The organism is Shewanella sp. SM87 (genome assembly GCF_025653705.1).
GTDB lineage: Bacteria > Pseudomonadota > Gammaproteobacteria > Enterobacterales > Shewanellaceae > Shewanella > Shewanella oncorhynchi.
This window is the reverse complement of sequence record NZ_JAKKSC010000009.1, coordinates 119,212-136,775: the sequence shown is the minus strand read 5'-3', so window position 1 is coordinate 136,775 and position 17,564 is coordinate 119,212. Positions and strand designations below refer to the sequence as shown.

Annotated in this window: 15 protein-coding genes and 3 tRNA genes; 11 read left to right on the top strand and 7 right to left on the bottom strand. The window is 45.4% G+C overall.

The window, feature by feature from the left end; genetic code table 11:
• Positions 1-11: 11 nt before the first annotated feature.
• Both L5M11_RS09590 and pyk read left to right on the top strand, forming a co-directional pair.
• Complete coding sequence (locus tag L5M11_RS09590) at positions 12-866, top strand: MurR/RpiR family transcriptional regulator (RefSeq protein ID WP_006081563.1); 855 nt, start codon at positions 12-14, stop codon at positions 864-866.
• Positions 867-1,052: 186 nt separating this feature from the next.
• Positions 1,053-2,492 (top strand): pyruvate kinase, encoded by a 1,440-nt coding sequence (gene pyk / locus L5M11_RS09585; RefSeq protein ID WP_105252459.1) that lies wholly within the window; start codon positions 1,053-1,055, stop codon positions 2,490-2,492.
• 243 nt (positions 2,493-2,735) lie between these two features.
• Here the strand turns inward: pyk and L5M11_RS09580 are convergent, their stop codons facing one another.
• Positions 2,736-5,015 (bottom strand): acyl-CoA dehydrogenase, encoded by a 2,280-nt coding sequence (locus L5M11_RS09580; protein ID WP_028760000.1) that lies wholly within the window; start codon positions 5,013-5,015, stop codon positions 2,736-2,738.
• 16 nt (positions 5,016-5,031) lie between these two features.
• Positions 5,032-5,670, bottom strand: coding sequence for a TetR/AcrR family transcriptional regulator (locus L5M11_RS09575; protein WP_263191985.1), 639 nt, complete (start codon positions 5,668-5,670; stop codon positions 5,032-5,034).
• 220 nt (positions 5,671-5,890) lie between these two features.
• On the opposite strand from L5M11_RS09575, the gene L5M11_RS09570 reads away from it, so the two are divergent.
• Positions 5,891-7,765, top strand: a complete 1,875-nt coding sequence (locus L5M11_RS09570; RefSeq protein ID WP_263191984.1) for a M2 family metallopeptidase — start codon at positions 5,891-5,893, stop codon at positions 7,763-7,765.
• Between the two features lie 84 nt (positions 7,766-7,849).
• Here the strand turns inward: L5M11_RS09570 and smrA are convergent, their stop codons facing one another.
• Positions 7,850-8,440, bottom strand: a complete 591-nt coding sequence (gene smrA, locus L5M11_RS09565; protein ID WP_028760003.1) for a DNA endonuclease SmrA — start codon at positions 8,438-8,440, stop codon at positions 7,850-7,852.
• 118 nt (positions 8,441-8,558) lie between these two features.
• Here smrA and L5M11_RS09560 point away from each other — a divergent pair, with 118 nt between their 5' ends.
• Together L5M11_RS09560 and L5M11_RS09555 are read left to right on the top strand one after the other, a co-directional pair.
• Positions 8,559-9,134 carry a nuclear transport factor 2 family protein gene (locus L5M11_RS09560; RefSeq protein WP_263191979.1) on the top strand — a complete coding sequence of 192 codons (576 nt, stop codon included), beginning with the start codon at positions 8,559-8,561 and terminating at the stop codon, positions 9,132-9,134.
• A 104-nt stretch (positions 9,135-9,238) separates the two neighbouring features.
• Complete coding sequence (locus L5M11_RS09555) at positions 9,239-9,754, top strand: YchJ family protein (protein ID WP_263178420.1); 516 nt, start codon at positions 9,239-9,241, stop codon at positions 9,752-9,754.
• 173 nt (positions 9,755-9,927) lie between these two features.
• On the opposite strand, the gene L5M11_RS09550 is transcribed toward L5M11_RS09555, so the two are convergent.
• The 3 genes from L5M11_RS09550 to L5M11_RS09540 form a co-directional block, all read right to left on the bottom strand.
• Positions 9,928-12,111, bottom strand: a complete 2,184-nt coding sequence (locus tag L5M11_RS09550; protein ID WP_263191978.1) for a putative bifunctional diguanylate cyclase/phosphodiesterase — start codon at positions 12,109-12,111, stop codon at positions 9,928-9,930.
• Between the two features lie 244 nt (positions 12,112-12,355).
• The gene (locus L5M11_RS09545) at positions 12,356-12,643 is read right to left on the bottom strand and encodes a DUF406 family protein (RefSeq protein WP_113939682.1); all 288 of its coding nucleotides are present in this window, start codon (positions 12,641-12,643) and stop codon (positions 12,356-12,358) included.
• A 208-nt stretch (positions 12,644-12,851) separates the two neighbouring features.
• On the bottom strand, positions 12,852-13,340 hold the full coding sequence (locus L5M11_RS09540) for a VC2046/SO_2500 family protein (RefSeq protein ID WP_131524165.1): 489 nt from the start codon (positions 13,338-13,340) through the stop codon (positions 12,852-12,854).
• Positions 13,341-13,465: 125 nt separating this feature from the next.
• On the opposite strand from L5M11_RS09540, the gene L5M11_RS09535 reads away from it, so the two are divergent.
• The 4 genes from L5M11_RS09535 (at position 13,466) to L5M11_RS09520 (ending at position 15,310) form a co-directional block, all read left to right on the top strand.
• Positions 13,466-13,550: transfer RNA gene (locus L5M11_RS09535), tRNA-Tyr, on the top strand.
• 71 nt (positions 13,551-13,621) lie between these two features.
• Positions 13,622-13,706 (top strand) — tRNA-Tyr (locus L5M11_RS09530).
• Between the two features lie 142 nt (positions 13,707-13,848).
• Positions 13,849-13,933: transfer RNA gene (locus L5M11_RS09525), tRNA-Tyr, on the top strand.
• A 231-nt stretch (positions 13,934-14,164) separates the two neighbouring features.
• Positions 14,165-15,310 (top strand): PLP-dependent cysteine synthase family protein, encoded by a 1,146-nt coding sequence (locus L5M11_RS09520; protein ID WP_287481019.1) that lies wholly within the window; start codon positions 14,165-14,167, stop codon positions 15,308-15,310.
• Between the two features lie 98 nt (positions 15,311-15,408).
• On the opposite strand, the gene queE is transcribed toward L5M11_RS09520, so the two are convergent.
• On the bottom strand, positions 15,409-16,077 hold the full coding sequence (gene queE / locus L5M11_RS09515) for a 7-carboxy-7-deazaguanine synthase QueE (RefSeq protein ID WP_028760010.1): 669 nt from the start codon (positions 16,075-16,077) through the stop codon (positions 15,409-15,411).
• Positions 16,078-16,248: 171 nt separating this feature from the next.
• Here queE and queC point away from each other — a divergent pair, with 171 nt between their 5' ends.
• Entirely contained in the window at positions 16,249-16,971 is a 723-nt protein-coding gene (gene queC, locus L5M11_RS09510) for a 7-cyano-7-deazaguanine synthase QueC (protein ID WP_105252449.1), read from the top strand.
• Entirely contained in the window at positions 16,968-17,564 is a 597-nt protein-coding gene (gene rrtA / locus L5M11_RS09505) for a rhombosortase (RefSeq protein ID WP_263191976.1), read from the top strand. Before queC ends, rrtA begins: the two co-directional genes overlap by 4 nt.

The window sequence follows — 17,564 nt, the reverse complement described above, 5'->3', positions numbered from 1 at the left end:
GACATACGCGTATGAATACCCTAGAAAAGGTTCAAAAAAGCCTCACCCATTTTAGTAAATCAGAACGCAAAGTTGCAGAGGTGATCTTAGCATCACCACAGACAGCTATACATTCTAGCATCGCCACACTGGCTAAGATGGCAGATGTCAGTGAACCTACTGTGAATCGTTTCTGCCGCCGCTTAGATACTAAAGGTTTCCCTGATTTTAAGTTACATCTAGCACAAAGTCTTGCGAACGGTACACCTTATGTGAGCCGCCACGTTGAAGAAGATGATTCGACTGAGTCTTACACGACAAAAATATTTGAATCTTCAATGGCTTCGCTCGATACCGCACGTCAAAGCCTAGACATTTCAGCCATTAATAAAGCCGTTGATATTCTCACTCAAGCTAAGACTATTTCCTTTTTTGGCCTAGGCGCATCCGCTTCAGTTGCCCATGACGCGCAAAATAAATTCTTCCGCTTTAATGTCCCTGTCATCTGTTTTGACGATGTTCTAATGCAACGCATGAGCTGTATTAACAGTAATGAGGGCGATGTGGTGGTATTGATTTCCCACACTGGCCGCACTAAGTCATTGATTGAAATAGCGCGTTTAGCGAGAGAAAATGGTGCAGCTGTGATTGGTATTACCGCCCGCAACTCGCCTTTGTCAATGGAATGTACACTGCCCGTGACAATGGAAGTGCCAGAAGATACAGACATGTATTTACCTATGGCCTCGCGTTTAGCCCAATTAGTCACTATAGATGTATTGGCAACGGGTTTTACCTTACGTAGAGGCCCACGTTTCCGCGATAATTTGAAACGAGTGAAAGAAGTGTTAAAAGAGTCTCGCATCAATAAAGATCCGATACTGTAACTCACTTCCTTTTCTAAAAATGGCTAGTGTTGATCCTTAACCTAGCCATTTATCGTGCAAATATCAGCGATACCTCACAATTTTCATACATAACTTTAGATCAATTTGATTGTAACTTTACTACAAAATTTGGAATTGCATGGTAATATAGTCCCAAGATTTTTTTAACTTTAACGGAGTATCCTTATGTTCCGCAGAACCAAAATCGTCACCACTCTAGGTCCCGCTACCGATCGTGATGATAACCTACGCCGCATCATCGCGGCAGGTGCAAACGTTGTACGTCTTAATTTCTCTCACGGTTCCCCAGAAGATCACTTAAAACGAGCCACTCAAGCGCGCGAAATCGCTAAAGAGTTGGGCGTTCATGTGGCTATTTTGGGTGACTTACAAGGCCCTAAAATCCGCGTTTCTACTTTCAAAGACAATAAGAAAGTACAACTCGTATTAGGTCAAGCCTATGTACTTGATGCCGAGTTAGCCAAAGGTGAAGGCGACGAGACCCAAGTGGGTATCGATTACAAGCAATTGCCAGACGATGTGACTGTTGGTGATATCCTGATGTTAGATGATGGCCGTGTTCAATTACGCGTTGAGCGTGTTGAAGGCCGTAAAGTGCATACCACAGTGACTGTGGCAGGCCCTTTATCTAACAACAAAGGTATTAACAAACAAGGCGGCGGACTTTCTGCTGCTGCGCTGACCGAAAAAGACAAGGCTGACATTCTCACTGCAGCAATGATCCAAGTGGATTATTTAGCCGTGTCTTTCCCGCGCAGTGGTGCTGACTTGGACTATGCACGCGATCTTGCCCGTCAAGCAGGTTGTAATGCGTTGATCGTTGCTAAAGTTGAACGTGCTGAAGCGGTTGCGACCGATGCCGCTATGGATGATGTGATCTTAGCGTCTGACGTTGTTATGGTTGCCCGTGGTGACTTAGGTGTTGAAATTGGTGATGCAGCACTCGTTGCGGTGCAGAAGAAGTTAATCGCCCGTTCACGCCAACTGAATAAAGTCGTCATCACTGCCACTCAGATGATGGAATCGATGATTTCAAGCCCAATGCCAACCCGCGCCGAAGTGATGGACGTGGCGAACGCTGTGCTTGATGGTACCGATGCTGTGATGTTATCTGCTGAAACTGCTGCCGGTGACTTCCCAGAAGAAACCGTTAAGGCAATGGCAAACGTGTGTGTTGGCGCAGAATCTCACCCAAGTGTGATTGTGTCTAAGCATAGATTAGATGTGCGTTTCACTTCAGTTGAAGAGACCATTGCGCTATCAACTATGTATGCAGCAAACCACCTAGAAGGCGTTAAGGCGATTATCGCTCTGACTGAATCAGGTGCAACACCACAGTTGATGTCTCGTATCAGTTCTTCACTGCCAATCTTAGGTTTATCACGTCACGCAACAACCCTAGCCAAAATGGCCTTGTACCGCGGCGTGTTGCCAATCTACTTCGATTCAACTATCCACCCAGCCGATGAGCTAGCGCAAAAAGCGTTAGAAGCATTAACAGCGGCTGGTTATTTGAATAGCGGTGATATGGTATTAATGACCAAAGGCGATGCAATGGAAACGATTGGCGGCACTAACACCTGTAAAGTGTTGATCGTAGCTTAAGTTGCTTAAGCTTCTTCTAACAACTCAAGCTCGTTAGAAAACAGCCAATAAAAAACCACCTCATGAAGGTGGTTTTTTTATATTGACTGTTTTCTGTAAGTGCAGATTTCTGTTGGTGCTGATTTATCGGTCTCTCATTGCTGGGGGAAATCTAAGCGGACCAAGCGGCGTAGCCATCGAAGTTAACACCGCTTAGACCAAACTGCACTAACATTAAACGCTAACATCAAACACTAACAATCACTATAACGCTTCGAAATCATTCACATTAATTGCCGCTAAGCGCAGCTTATCAGCATGCTGTAACTTTTGTTCTTCGTCGGCAGTGATAACGCCAGTCTCGAGTGCTTTTGCAAACAAGACGAGATTCGGCACTTTTGCTGGCAACTCACCGGCACGCTGCGCTTTCTTCAGTTTTTTATAGATATCTTTACAGGCATATTGCGCGATAAATGCTTGCTCAACTTCAGCAATACCACCCTTATCCCCTTCAAATTCAGGACATAAGAAAGTAATACGTTCACGAGCAGGGCCAGGCTTCAACATACCGCTAACTAAATCGGTCGCCATTTTGTCGCTCGGTGCAGTGAAGTGATTACCCAGTGGGAAAATTAAGCCGCGCAGTAACCAGGCCACAGGACGGCTCGGGAAGTTACGAATCGTGTCTTCCAACGCTTTCGCCGCCAAGTGCAAACGATTGGCCATTACATAACGTACCGCAGGCAAATCGTCCTGTTGACGGCCATTATCTTCAAACAACTTCAAGGTTGCTGAGCCTAAATATAACTGGCTGAGCACATCACCCATACGTGCTGAGAGCATTTCTTTGCGTTTTAAATCGCCGCCCATGATCAGCATTGATAAATCTGTCATTAAGGCTAATGCAGACGAAATACGCGACATATCTTTATAATACTGCTTAGTTTCACCGCTCACTGGCGCACTGCCAAAACGGCTACCGCTTAACGCGCTAAACAAAGCACTGAAAGCATTACGCGTGGCATAACCCATGTGACCCATTAGTAACGCATCAAAACGCTCTAAGGCTTCATGTTGGTTTTCCATCGCTGCGGCTTCCATTTCGGCAAGCACGTAAGGATGGCAGCGAGTCGCACCTTGACCAAAAATCATCAATGAGCGGGTTAGAATATTCGCGCCTTCCACAGTGATCGAAATTGGATTCGACATATAAGGGTGGCCTAAATAGTTTTTAGGTCCTAATTGAATGCCCTTACCCGATTGAATATCCATGGCATCATTCATCACTGAACGGCCTAATTCAGTCATGTGGTACTTAGCTATCGCGGTCACGACCGAAGGTTTGACTTTTAGATCGATACCCGTGGTTGTTAAACGACGCGCAGCTTCTAACTGATAAGTGTTGGCAATAATACGCGCCAGCGCTTCTTGCACCCCTTCAAACTGACCAATTGCCATACCAAACTGGTGACGCACGTAGCTGTAAGCCGTTGTCGTCTTAGTCGCCATGTGACCAGAAGCCGTTGCCAATGCTGGCAATGAAATACCGCGGCCCGCTGACAAACACTCAACCAGCATACGCCAGCCTTTACCGGCAAATTCAGGGCCACCGATAATCCAATCGAGCGGAATAAACACTTCTTTACCTTGAGTAGTACCGTTCATAAACGCCATGCCCAGCGGATTATGGCGACGACCAATAACCACACCAGGATGATCCGTTGGGATCAACGCACAGGTAATGCCTAAGTTTTTCTTATCGCCAAGCAGACCTTCAGGATCGCGCATTTGGAACGCTAAACCCAGAACTGTTGCTACAGGAGCCAGCGTGATATAACGCTTATCCCATGTAAGTTTAAGCCCAAGCATTTCTTCGCCGTTGAAAATATCACGACACACAATACCTACATCGGGGATAGCGCCGGCATCACTGCCCGCTTCTGGACCAGTTAATGCAAAACAAGGAATTTCATCGCCTTTAGCTAAAGCAGGTAACCAGCGTTCTTTCTGCTCGCTCGTACCATAGTGGGTCAGCAACTCACCAGGGCCTAAAGAGTTCGGCACCATTACTGTAACAGCAGCGCTTACGCTGCGGCTGGCTAATTTGCTGACAATGGTAGAGTTAGCATAGGCAGAGAAAGCTTTGCCACCGAATTTCTTCGGAATGATCAGTGCGAAGAAACCTTCTTTCTTAAAGTATTCCCACAGCTCTGGCGGTAAATCCTTGCGGTTATGAACTATGTCGAAATCATCGATCATCGTCAGTGCTGTCATCACTTGATTATCAATAAAGTCTTTTTCTTCTGCAGTTAGCGTGGGTTTGCCATAGCTATGCAAGGTATTCCAGTTAGGATTTCCGCGAAATAACTCCCCTTCCCACCATACATCACCCGCTTCCATCGCTTCACGCTCGGTATCGGAAAGTGGCGGCAAGACCTTCTTGAAAAAACTAAAAACTGGGCGGGTAATAAACTGCATCCGGATATTTTTCACCGCAAACAACACGACAATGGCTATCAGGGCAAGAATTATAATCGTCAACATTATCAAGACCTTTTAATTAAGAAGAAACGGGGACTGATACGCCAGCCGCCATGTAGGGGATCACTTTACGGATCACGGCTTCGATGTCGTTATGCTCACCAAACTCAGCAGCAGCAATGTCATTTAGGGCATCAGCGGACGCCATAGTGAATACGATAGTGCCTAAGGTAAAGTGTAAGCGCCAAAACATTTCAGCGGGTGGAATATGTGGTGCACTGCCCGAAACGGCTTTAACAAAAGCATCCAGATGCTGGCCGTAATGGGTAGTGATAAACCAACGTAAATGCCCTTGGCTTTCGATATAGCCACGGCCTAAAAGCTGCAGGAAGATCGTGGTGCCTTCGGTACGTAGCGCGTTTAAATCCAATAAAGGATCGACCAAAGAAGACAGGATCTCTTCGAGTGTTGCTTGTGCTGGAGCGGCATTTAAACGATGAATTTGGCTTGAAGCGGCAGGCATAAACACGTCTAAATAGCGGGCTAACACTGCACGGATCAGCTCTTTTTTAGAACCAAAGTGATAATTGACCGATGCTAAATTCACCTCAGCTTTGCTGGTAATGAGTCGCAAGGAGGTCTCAGAAAAGCCCCGTTCGGCGAACAGTTTTTCTGCGGCATCAAGTATTCTAGTTTTTGTATCGGATCGACTTGCCATTCCGTGACCTTGAATTAATTTAAAACACTCGTTTAAATTAAACATTGGCACCACGGATGTCAAACTAAAATTGGACAAATTCACCGCTTTCTAGTCTGTGATACAAGCGGTATGTCGTACATGTCCGAATAAGTGTTAAAAACAAGTCAATTAACCCTTGTGCAATAACCCTGTGGTTTAGGTAAACTGTGTAACACAAAAACAACAAGGAAAACTAGACATGGTTATTTCATTGAATCGTCGCAGTAAAATCGCCCTCACAGTGGCACTCGCGCTGGGATTAACGGCCTGTAATGATGCACAAAGTAAAACAGACAAAACAGACAAAACAGCTACTGCAGAAGCAGCTGTCATCAATATCGCCCCAGATAAAGCACAAGCCATTGCTTTTATTAACGATGCTGAAGCCAAGATGGCCGAATTATCGATTGAATCTAATCGCGCCGAGTGGATTTACAGCAACTTTATTACTGATGATACCGCGGCCCTGTCTGCCGCAGTCGGCGAAAAGGTCAGTGCCGCGTCGGTAAAATTTGCAACCGAGGCGGCTAAGTATGCCAATGTGCAACTCGATCCCGTAAATGCCCGCAAGCTCAATATCCTGCGCAGTGCGTTAGTGTTACCCGCGCCGCTCGATCCTGCGAAGAATACCGAGCTGGCGCAAATTAGTTCAGAATTAAATGGCTTGTACGGCAAAGGAAAATACTGTTTTGCCGACGGCAAGTGTATGACTCAGCCTGAGCTATCGAGCTTAATGGCCGAATCACGAGATCCCGTAAAATTACTGGAAGCGTGGAAAGGCTGGCGTGAAATAGCTAAACCCATGCGCCCCTTGTTTCAACGCGAAGTTGAACTGGCCAATGAAGGCGCAAAGGATCTCGGTTATGCCAACCTGTCTGAACTATGGCGCAGTCAATACGATATGAAGCCCGATGACTTTTCACAGGAACTCGACCGTCTTTGGGGCCAAGTTAAGCCACTTTATGAGTCCTTGCACTGCTACGTACGGGGAGAATTGAATAAAGAGTACGGCGATACCGTCGCACCGACCACTGGCCCCATCCCGGCACACTTACTTGGCAACATGTGGGCCCAGCAATGGGGCAATGTGTATGATCTCGTCGCCCCTGACAATGCCGATCCGGGTTACGATGTCACTGAGTTACTGGCAAAGAAAGGCTATGACGAGCATGAAATGGTGAAACAAGCCGAAGGCTTCTTCACATCATTAGGGTTCGCACCATTGCCAGAAAGTTTTTGGGCGCGTTCTCTATTCGTTCAGCCAAAGGACCGTGATGTGGTTTGTCACGCTTCGGCATGGGATCTCGATAATCTCGACGATATCCGTATTAAAATGTGTATCCAAAAAACTGCCGAAGATTTTAGCGTTATCCACCACGAACTTGGGCATAACTTCTATCAACGCGCTTATAAGCAACAACCCTTCCTGTTTAAAAACAGCGCTAACGACGGTTTCCATGAAGCAATTGGTGACACGATTGCACTGTCAATCACGCCAAGCTATTTAAAGCAAATCGGCTTATTAGAAGAAGTACCTGATGCATCTAAGGATATCGGCCTTTTACTAAAACAAGCCTTAGACAAAATTGCTTTCTTGCCCTTTGGCCTGATGATAGATCAGTGGCGCTGGAAAGTGTTTAGCGGCGAAATCACGCCCGCCCAATATAACCAAGCTTGGTGGGATCTGAGGGAAAAATACCAAGGCGTAAAAGCACCGACTGAACGTAGTGAAGCAGATTTTGATCCGGGTGCTAAATACCATGTACCAGGCAATGTACCCTACACCCGTTACTTCCTTGCGCATATTTTGCAATTCCAATTCCATCAAGCGTTGTGTGAAACTGCAGGCGATAAAGGTCCGGTACACAGATGCAGTATTTATGGTAATCAAGCCGCGGGAGAGAAACTCAATAAGATGCTCGAGTTAGGCTTAAGTAAACCTTGGCCAGAAGCATTGAAAGAAGTCACCGGCAAAGAAACGATGGATGCAAAAGCGGTGCTCGATTACTTCGCCCCACTTAAAACATGGTTAGATGAGCAAAATACCACCGCAAACCGCCAGTGTGGTTGGTAAGGGGTCATTAAATTATCACCCAATAACATAAAACAAAATGCCCAATAAAATTGGGCATTTTTATTCAATCCTTATCTGTTTAATCTAACGCCATCCCATTCCTTTGCGATTGGCTTCACGGTTTTCGAGCTTGAGCTGTTCAGACTTAGTTAACATCACATAAAGTGCCCCAGCACCGCCCTGCTCGGTTTTCGCCGAATGATAGGCAAGCACCATGTCGAGTTGTGATAACCAATAGCACACAGCGGATTTGAGCAATCCTGCAAAGGGTTGACTCTGATAGCCTTTACCGTGGATCAACATGACACAGCGTTCACCATGTGCCTGCGCTGCCAGTAAATAGTTAAGGACGGCATCACGAGCTTGGTTTAACCGATAAGCATGCACATCAAGCTCCATCTTGATGCTGTATTGCCCCATTCGGAGTCGTTTAAAAACGCCGCCTTGTACCCCCTCACGCTTAAAGCTCACAATGTCATCTGGCGCTTGCTGTGGAAATACTTTTAAATCCAGTGGCATACACGCTAGGAAGGCTTCCCGTTGTAAAGCATCGCGTCTGTGTATTTGCTCAGCCGTCAACGCTTTCGGTGCTAAATTTACCACTGGCATATCGCCTTTTAGTGGCACGACTCCAGCCATTTCCTCAAAAAACAGTGCTGATTCATCATCCAGCATGGCAAGCTCCTTTACTTCACACTCTTGTACAGAAACACACTTTGTAAACATTCAAGGCTTTAGTTCAGCGGGCGCCTCCATTATAGTGACGCCATGATTGCCAGATTAGAATAAAGTAATGAAATTTTTGCCGCTAGTCCTGATGTGCTTATTGTCACTGCCAAGCTTAGCCAATCCAGCTAAAACTCATACAAAACCCACTGATGATCAATTGATCAATGCTAATTACCCTTTGTTTATTAGCGCTTTTAATCAATTGTCCCCCGAGGTGACCCGTGAGATTTACGCTGATGACGCTAGCTACTTATCTGAGAGTCAAAGTAAAGAAATTTACTATGGACGAGACAATATTGTCGCCATTTACAAGAAGTTTTTCGATAAAATCCAAGCCAAAAAAGCCACTATTGACGTGGATTTCCGCATTACTAAACGCAAAATTATCGGTAATGGTGCAATAGATACAGGCTATTATTTGGTTCGATTTTACCCGGCACAAGAAACTGGCGAACCTGTGAGTGAATTTGCTGGCAAATTTGCTATTGGTACAGAAAAAGTCTCATCCACCCAATGGAAAGTGAGCTTAGATACCAATAACCGCGCAGAACCTAGCTATTATCTGAATGCGAAACCAGTGCCTAACTTGTATTATGGTCGCCAATTTCCGCCTTTACCTGCGGGTAAAAAATTACCCTAATGTTAATGCCGATTACGTTTAAATGGATTGTCTAACATCTAACGCATTTAGATATAAATAGAATAAATTCAAACAAATATAATTAAACTAAAGATTTAGCCAACATGACTACAACTAAGCAAGCCTGCCCCTGTGGCAGTGGGATAAGCTATCAAGATTGCTGTGGTCCACTGCATACGCATGTAGACTCTGGGCAAATCATTGCCCGTACTCCTGAACAACTTATGCGCTCACGCTACTGCGCATTTGTATTGAAAAATTTTGATTACATTTTAAAAACACATCACCCTGACCATCTAAATGGCCTTACTCTCACGAGCCTCAAGGCTGGTCCTCACCCACATTGGTTAGGATTAGATGTACAGAGCAGCACTGAAACACCAATCCACAATGCTCAAGCGGCAATAGCTGAACAACGACATGGCACAGTTACTTTTAAAGCTTGGTATAAGCTCGATGGTGAAATTGATGCTATCTATGAGCGATCCGAATTTATCTACCAAGAAAGTCGCTGGTATTACAGCCAAGGCCAGCAAATGACGGCTAAATTACCCGGTAGAAATGATCTCTGTATTTGCCATAGTGGCAAAAAATTCAAACAATGCTGCTTAAAATCTTAATAGGTATACAGTGCTGAACTGCACTGGAAAATTACGATGAAGGTTTATAGTGCTGATTGAACAAGTACAGAGATCAACAATAAAGGCAACCTAGATTACAAACCTAGGTTGCCTTTATTTTATCGTGAGCAGCACATTTGAAATAATTGTGACTTAGTGGGTTATATGTAACTTTAGTGGGTTATGGCCGAAGCGCTTTTAGCCGACAAGATAAATTGTGCAAACTCAGGCTCCCGTAATGCAGGGCTATAGAGATAACCCTGTGCCTGATGGCAAAAACTTTTTGCTAAAAACGCTTCTTGCTCAAGGGTTTCAACCCCTTCTGCCGTTAAAGATATATTTAATGCATTCGCCATGGCGATAATGGCTGACACAATTTCACGACTTTCACGGCTGACGGTAAGATCTGAAATAAACGAACGATCAATCTTAAGTTTACTGATCGGAAACTGCTTCAAATAACGCATAGAGCAGTAACCCGTCCCAAAATCGTCAATCGCGAGCCCTACGCCTAATTCCGCTAATTCTTGACATAACAAGGTCGCATGGCGAATATCACCCATCAATTCAGTCTCAGTGATCTCTAAGATTAACGTCTTAGGTTTCAAGCGATAACGCGTCAACAACTGCCACACTTGCTCGAATAAATTACCACTGAAGAACTGGCGGGCCGACACATTCACATGCATTGTCATATCTGCATTATGATGCTGCCATAGGTTTAACTGTCGACATGCGGCCTCTAAAACCCAACTGCCGATAGAATTAATCATCCCCGACTGCTCAGCAATATCAATAAAGGAAGCTGGAAATAACACGCCTCTTTTAGGGTGGTGCCAACGGATTAAGGCTTCGGCGCCAATATAGGTATTCTGCTCAAGATCCCTCAGTGGCTGATAATAAAGCTCAAACTGACGGCCACGGATCGCACTGTGTAAATCACGTTCTATCTGCGCATCCTCTTTAAATGCGCTCAATAACGTGCTGTTAAATACTTGGATTGCAGTGCCTTTTTTCTTTTTAGCATACTGCACTGCAATATCGGCACAGGTTAATGGGGCAAACAAACTCGCCACAGAGGCAATATCAACCACAGCTAAAGCAGGCTTTGGTTCGACTTGCTCGCGGCCGATTAAAATAGGCATGGCAAGATGTTGATACAGGCGCGTACTAAAATAATCGAGATCGTAAACCGCATTATCATCGTTCAACAGCACTGCAAATTCATCGCTGCCGACGCGGGCAATTTCAGTGGCCTTATTAATCTCAGAAAAATGTTTCAAACGGCGGGCAATTTCTATCAACAAGCTATCGCCATTTTCATGGCCATAGGTATCGTTAAAACGCTTAAATCCCACTAAATCAACTAATAACAACAGTCCCTTCGTGGTACGTTCAAGCACTCGATTAAAATGAGTACGGTTATGGAGTCCCGTTAATCCACAACGCCAAGCAAGCCGTTCAAGCTCTGACTTATAGTTATGCTCGTCGGTATTTTCTTCACACGAGACCAAGGCATAATGATTGCCGCGATCGGTAATGAACTGACTCAGCACGTATGTCAGCCAATAACGACTACCATCGGCACGACTAAACTGCACTTCGCCTTTGGCAATTTCCCCCCTAAAGATTTGCGCTAGGGTTTGCTCGGCTAATTGGGCATGCTGCTTGAAAAAAGCCAACTCACGAATATTCGCGCCGATAATCTGCTCACGGGGTATGCCGGTGATTTCACTGTGCGCCTGATTCACATACTCGACTTTTTCAGTATGCAGATTAATTAACATACTGATTTGTCGCGATTGTTCAGTGGCACAGCGAAATAAACTCAAGCTTTCTTCTTTATCGTAGCTGTGTTTTGTCGCTAAGGTCAGGGCTAATTGGTCGGCCATCTGGCACGCGAGGTGAATTTCACTGTCATGCCAGTGGGGAGTCAATTGTGCCCGCTCGATGCAGAGCACACCTTCGAGATGGCCATTGATACGAATGGCGATGTCAAGACTCGAGTTGATTTGCCGCGGGATAAAATAGCACTCAGCCAATTCACTTAAACGTGGATCGGTCAGGGCATTGCCTGCATCGATATGGCGCAGAGTTTTGAGCTCGTGTACATACCGGGGACAATCTTGTAATAACTTAGGTCTATGAATGTCTTGCAACATCATAGAACCAAATTGTGCGACGAGTGATTGGGTTTGTTGATCAGATGAAAAAGTCCACACTGATACCAAAGAAACCGCTAAATTCTGGCACAACAACTCTGTGGTTAACTCTGCCGTCTTTGTGAAATCGCCCTGCTGTTTTGCAGTTGACTGTACCAAAGACTCCAATAAATGCTGATGCTGACGTCGCTTCACGCTGGTTCCCTACAAAACTTCGTGTTGGGCTAAAGGTCTTTGCTGTTAGCAAACTTACCTCAAAATGTGGAATTAAGCTGATTGAATTATTCTTATTTGGAGGCAGATTACACTAACTGTTGTAAGCACAGCAACATGTGGCACAATTTATTACAATTTGGTTAACAATAGCAGCATTTTTAGGCAATTAGCGCGATTTCCGGATATCCATAACCGACTAAAAACTAAAGTGCTGCTTTAAAAATTACAGGCCGTTTTCCAATTGAAAAATCATTTTTTCCGCGCTGACATTGAAGGTCAGCAGTAAGTCGACGCCTTCAGTCTTAGTCACAAATTCAGTTTGCACTTCAGCAAATCGAGTTTGAGCGCGTGTTGCCATGCTTTCGGCATCCGCTTGAGCGCTATCGCCAACAAAATTTAACGTCAATAACGTATCGTGTTCATCAATAACGGCGCCGATATCGACAAAGCTGCCGCAATCGGTGCAAGTGTCATTCACTGTCGGGCTCTGTGCTTCTATTATGCCTTTCATCTGTATTCCTTAATGTATAGAGCGACTGATTAACGGCATCACTAAAATATGCTCGTTAAATTTTTAACGCGGTAAATTTTAACTCGATAGGTTAATACGAATTATAGGTAATTAAGCTTCAAGATAACTGGCTTTAGCTCACGCTTATTTATCGAAATGGATCAGATTGACCCGATGGGTATTGAAGATCGCTTGCGGGAAGACAGGCTTAGGCTGAAGCGAGCAAAGGTACAAGATTACGTTGGATTGCCAATTGATCAGCAAAGTGCATGATCTCGACTTTGGGTGCGGTTAATTGGCCCCTTTGCCTCAGCTGAGTGACATGGTCACAGTTACTTAACGCTTCTGCCATTGCGACTGACTCGCCGCCACGGATGACTAAGGCTTCCGGTCGCAATGCTTGTTGTAATTGAAACGCACGTGGACCTTGAGCCATAAAAATACTGCTGTTATCAACCACTGGTTCAGCAGACGATAAATCCGCCATTAAACTTTGCTGCGGTGGTAATTCGAACTGACGCTGTAATTTTTGCGCCATATCGAGTTCATTTTGCCATTGGAATTGTGCCATGTCCCGTGCGTCAACCGACAGTAACGACAGCAACAGGGCGAATTCGCCCCGTCTGTCGTTTTCTATCGCCGCGTTTAAGCGGGTGCCAATTTGGGCTTCGTTGACTAAAGGAACATCAATTTGCATAAAAAAACATCGTCAAAACAATTCGTTGTTAGTTAATCGACCATTTGATACATAACTTTAGGAATATTTTTAAATTGGGTATTTACATGGAAAAGGTTTCTGACTACTATGGCGGCCGCAATTGAGGAGGGGTTCCCGAGTGGCCAAAGGGATCAGACTGTAAATCTGACGGCTCAGCCTTCGAAGGTTCGAATCCTTCTCCCTCCACCATTTGCACTGCAAGTTTTATCGTGTTGTTCGAAAATGATGTAGAGTTTTACAAAAGCGTTAAAGGTATTCGTGGAGGGGTTCCCGAGTGGCCAAAGGGATCAGACTGTAAATCTGACGGCTCAGCCTTCGAAGGTTCGAATCCTTCTCCCTCCACCATCTTTATCTCTAACGCAGAGAATCATTTTCAAAAACTAAACATGGCCAATGTTTAGTTTTGTCTTGATAAACAAGTCCGTTATTGATGATGTTTTGAAAGACAATTTTAAAAGTCAGTTGTAAAGCTAAAAAGAAAGTTTGTGGAGGGGTTCCCGAGTGGCCAAAGGGATCAGACTGTAAATCTGACGGCTCAGCCTTCGAAGGTTCAAATCCTTCTCCCTCCACCATTTCTTTCACTCTCGCATATCCTTCTTGTTCCACTTCCGCATAGTCTTTTTCAACTTAATCTGACTGTTCCAGCTTAATCTAATTAAATTCTTGGCATTTCTATATTAAGTAAACCTCTTGGTGAGCGACATTTGTTTTTGATTTCAATTACGTCGTGCTCTACTTTAAGCGAATGACTTCAAGCTCATCCAATAAAACCGCTTTGCCCGTCCCTGTGATATGCTCTGTAAATGATCCCTTTCGATGTGACTACTATGATTTCTAACACGATTCAACCACCAATGGATTCTCACAGCGCTCACAGACTCTGCCCAACATGGGAAGCCCACGCAATAGGCAAGATTGAAGCGGATTTTCAGCGCAGCGCCGATACCCACTTGATTAAGCTTGAATTACCTATGCTCGATGGCATAGATATTTATCTTAAAGATGAAAGTACCCACCCGACAGGGAGTTTGAAGCATCGCCTCGCCCGCTCACTCTTCCTCTATGCCCTGTGTAACGGCTGGATTAAGCAAGGCACGCCAATTATCGAATCCTCATCGGGCAGTACGGCGATTTCTGAAGCCTACTTTGCCCGCTTACTCGGTTTACCTTTTATTGCCGTGATGCCCAAAAGCACAGCTAAAAAGAAGATTGAGCAGATCACTTTCTATGGCGGCCAATGTCATTTTGTCGATCATTCCAGTGAGATTTACGCAGAATCGGCGCGCCTTGCCGCAGAGCTCGGCGGCCATTATATGGATCAATTCACCTACGCCGAGCGTGCAACCGACTGGCGCGGTAATAACAATATCGCTAACTCGATTTTCAATCAGATGGAGCGCGAGCCACACACTATCCCGCGGTGGATAGTGATGAGCCCAGGCACTGGCGGCACATCGGCGACCATAGGCCGCTACATTCGCTATCAGAGGTTGGCAACACAACTTTGCGTAGTCGACCCGCAAAACTCCGTTTTTTTTGATTTCTATCAGAGCGGCGATGCCAGCTTAACCTGTTGCAATGGCAGTAAGATTGAAGGCATAGGTCGACCGAGAGTCGAGCCATCGTTTATTCCTGGAGTTGTCGATACTATGCTGCAAATTCCCGACGCCGCATCGGTGGCGACGATTCATTGGTTAGAACAATTAATTGGCCGCAAAACCGGCGCATCCACAGGAACCAACCTGTACGGCGCATTGCAACTTGCCGTACAAATGCAAGCGCGTGGAGAGCAAGGCTCAATAGTGACCCTCATTTGTGACTCGGGTGAGCGTTACCTTGATACTTATTACGATACAGATTGGATTGCAGCTAACATCGGCGATATTGCGCCCTATCAGCGCCAACTTGCAGCATTTAATCATTTCGGCCAGTTAAGTGAGCTTGATTAAGCAACTGTATTAAGTCGTTAGGTTTAGAATCCACAAAACATCCACCATAAAAAACGCCCCACAACTGTGAGGCGTTTTTTATGCTTTGCAGATTAGCATTAATCAATATTCAAATACTTATGGGTCTGGATCGATAAGCGCCAATTACGGGCGATACACACTTTCATCGCCAGTTCTGTCGCTCTAGGCTTTTGACTAATCGGCTGCAGGCAAATCGTTTTCGCTGAAATATCGATGTCTTGCAGTAATTCATCAAGTTCATCGATGTGATTTTCAGTAGCGATAGGATGCTTAATCTCATTGGCACGGTTCAGCGCCTGTGCTAATACCTGATAGCCCCCTTTCATGTTCACCTTGGGTGATACTGTCACCCAAGTGTCATCGGCACAGTTGATTTCGAAGGTGCCACTGGTTTCGATTTGAGTCGCAAAGCCTTGACTGTGCAAGGTCTCGGTTAATTCGCGTAAATCGTACATACAAGGCTCACCGCCGGTGATCACGATATGCCGCGCAGTAAAACCTTTAGCGTGAAAGGCAGCGATAAGACTTTGCGCCGAATGATCAGCCCAGCGACCAATGGTGCCGTCTACGGTAATCACTTGCTCTGGCGACACCTTATTGGCTTCAAGCACATCCCATGTCTGTTTCGTATCGCACCAAGCACATCCCACGGGACAACCTTGTAGGCGGACAAATATGGCGGGCACTCCGGTAAAGACACCTTCACCTTGAATGGTTTCAAATACTTCGTTGACAGGGTAATTCATACTGACGTTCCACTTTTCTGGGGCGGCATTTATAGTGGATTTTAGCTTGAGCTGCAAGTCTTTGCGCCGAGAAAGCCTATTTCGGCCCTATAGTCAGAGTTTGCAAGCCCTATGGCCTGAGTTACACTAACGCCCTATTAATACCTGTTCTACGGTGAAGTGAAATCCTTTATGTCAACGAGCTTAGTGTCAAAAACAGTGGTGTCCAAAGCAGTGGTGGTATTCAGTGGCGGACAAGACTCAACAACTTGCCTTATTCAAGCCCTAACCCAGTACGATGAAGTACATGGGATCACTTTTGACTACGGTCAACGCCACCGCGAAGAAATTGAAGTTGCCAAATCCTTAGCAAAACGCTTGAAGATCACCAGTCATAAAGTCATGGATGTCACCTTACTCAATGAGTTAGCTATTTCAGCCCTCACCCGTGATGCGATACCCGTTTCACACGAGTTGATGGAAAATGGCTTACCCAATACCTTCGTGCCCGGCCGTAATATTTTATTTTTAACGCTTGCAGGTATTTATGCCTATCAATTAGGGGCGCAGGCGATTATCACAGGCGTGTGTGAAACCGATTTTTCAGGCTACCCTGATTGTCGTAACGATTTTGTCAAAGCGATGGAATCCGCCTTAGTTCAAGGCATGGATAAGCAACTAAAAATCATCACGCCTTTAATGTGGCTCAATAAGGCACAAACCTGGGCACTGGCGGATAAATATCGGCAACTTGATCTGGTTCGCCACCATACTCTCACCTGCTATAACGGCGTGATTGGCGATGGCTGTGGTGATTGCCCTGCCTGTCATCTTCGCAAACGTGGATTAGATGACTATCTACAGAATAAAGCAGCGATCATGGCTGAGCTTGACGCCAGCGAGCCTAAAGCATGACACGCAGTCCCTATTGGGTCGCGCTGATGGTGAGTCTGATCTGTGCGGGTTTGTATGCAGCAGACTTAGCAAGCCCCACTGTCGATAACCTACTCGCCTATCGCCGCAGTGCAATTAGTGAGGGTGAATGGTGGCGATTAATCACAGGAAATTTACTGCACACGAATCAATGGCATCTATTGATGAACCTTGCAGGGCTGTGGGTGGTGCTATTTTTGCACCATTTTCATTATCATCTCAAAGGCTTAAGTGCACTATTTTTCGTGTTATGTTTACTTGAAGGTATAGGCTTGTATTTAGGCTATCCGCAATTGCTTGGTTATGTCGGCTTAAGCGGTATGTTGCATGGTTTGTTCGCCTACGGCGCAGTGCAGGATATTGTCCGTAAGCTGCGCTCAGGCTATCTACTGCTCGTTGGCGTTATCATCAAGGTCGGATACGAACAGCTTTATGGTGCCAGCAGTGATGTCACCGCCATGATAGGTGCGCGCGTAGCAACCGAGGCGCATTTGGTCGGCTTAATCTGCGGGCTGATTTGCGCTTTAGCGGTGTTTATTAAGCTAAAAATGAGCCAATCAAAAGTCCCTGCTTAA

Excerpts from the sequence above, each read along its gene's own strand:
- L5M11_RS09560 (WP_263191979.1), top strand. The coding sequence starts at position 8,559 with ATGAAATTTTTGCCGCTAGTCCTGATGTGCTTATTGTCACTGCCAAGC.
- L5M11_RS09580 (WP_028760000.1), bottom strand. The coding sequence starts at position 5,015 with ATGTTGACGATTATAATTCTTGCCCTGATAGCCATTGTCGTGTTGTTT.
- L5M11_RS09540 (WP_131524165.1), bottom strand. The coding sequence starts at position 13,340 with ATGCAAATTGATGTTCCTTTAGTCAACGAAGCCCAAATTGGCACCCGC.
- L5M11_RS09575 (WP_263191985.1), bottom strand. The coding sequence starts at position 5,670 with ATGGCAAGTCGATCCGATACAAAAACTAGAATACTTGATGCCGCAGAA.
- L5M11_RS09570 (WP_263191984.1), top strand. The coding sequence starts at position 5,891 with ATGGTTATTTCATTGAATCGTCGCAGTAAAATCGCCCTCACAGTGGCA.
- L5M11_RS09555 (WP_263178420.1), top strand. The coding sequence starts at position 9,239 with ATGACTACAACTAAGCAAGCCTGCCCCTGTGGCAGTGGGATAAGCTAT.
- smrA (WP_028760003.1), bottom strand. The coding sequence starts at position 8,440 with ATGCTGGATGATGAATCAGCACTGTTTTTTGAGGAAATGGCTGGAGTC.
- L5M11_RS09520 (WP_287481019.1), top strand. The coding sequence starts at position 14,165 with ATGATCCCTTTCGATGTGACTACTATGATTTCTAACACGATTCAACCA.
- pyk (WP_105252459.1), top strand. The coding sequence starts at position 1,053 with ATGTTCCGCAGAACCAAAATCGTCACCACTCTAGGTCCCGCTACCGAT.
- L5M11_RS09545 (WP_113939682.1), bottom strand. The coding sequence starts at position 12,643 with ATGAAAGGCATAATAGAAGCACAGAGCCCGACAGTGAATGACACTTGC.
- queE (WP_028760010.1), bottom strand. The coding sequence starts at position 16,077 with ATGAATTACCCTGTCAACGAAGTATTTGAAACCATTCAAGGTGAAGGT.
- queC (WP_105252449.1), top strand. The coding sequence starts at position 16,249 with ATGTCAACGAGCTTAGTGTCAAAAACAGTGGTGTCCAAAGCAGTGGTG.
- rrtA (WP_263191976.1), top strand. The coding sequence starts at position 16,968 with ATGACACGCAGTCCCTATTGGGTCGCGCTGATGGTGAGTCTGATCTGT.
- L5M11_RS09590 (WP_006081563.1), top strand. The coding sequence starts at position 12 with ATGAATACCCTAGAAAAGGTTCAAAAAAGCCTCACCCATTTTAGTAAA.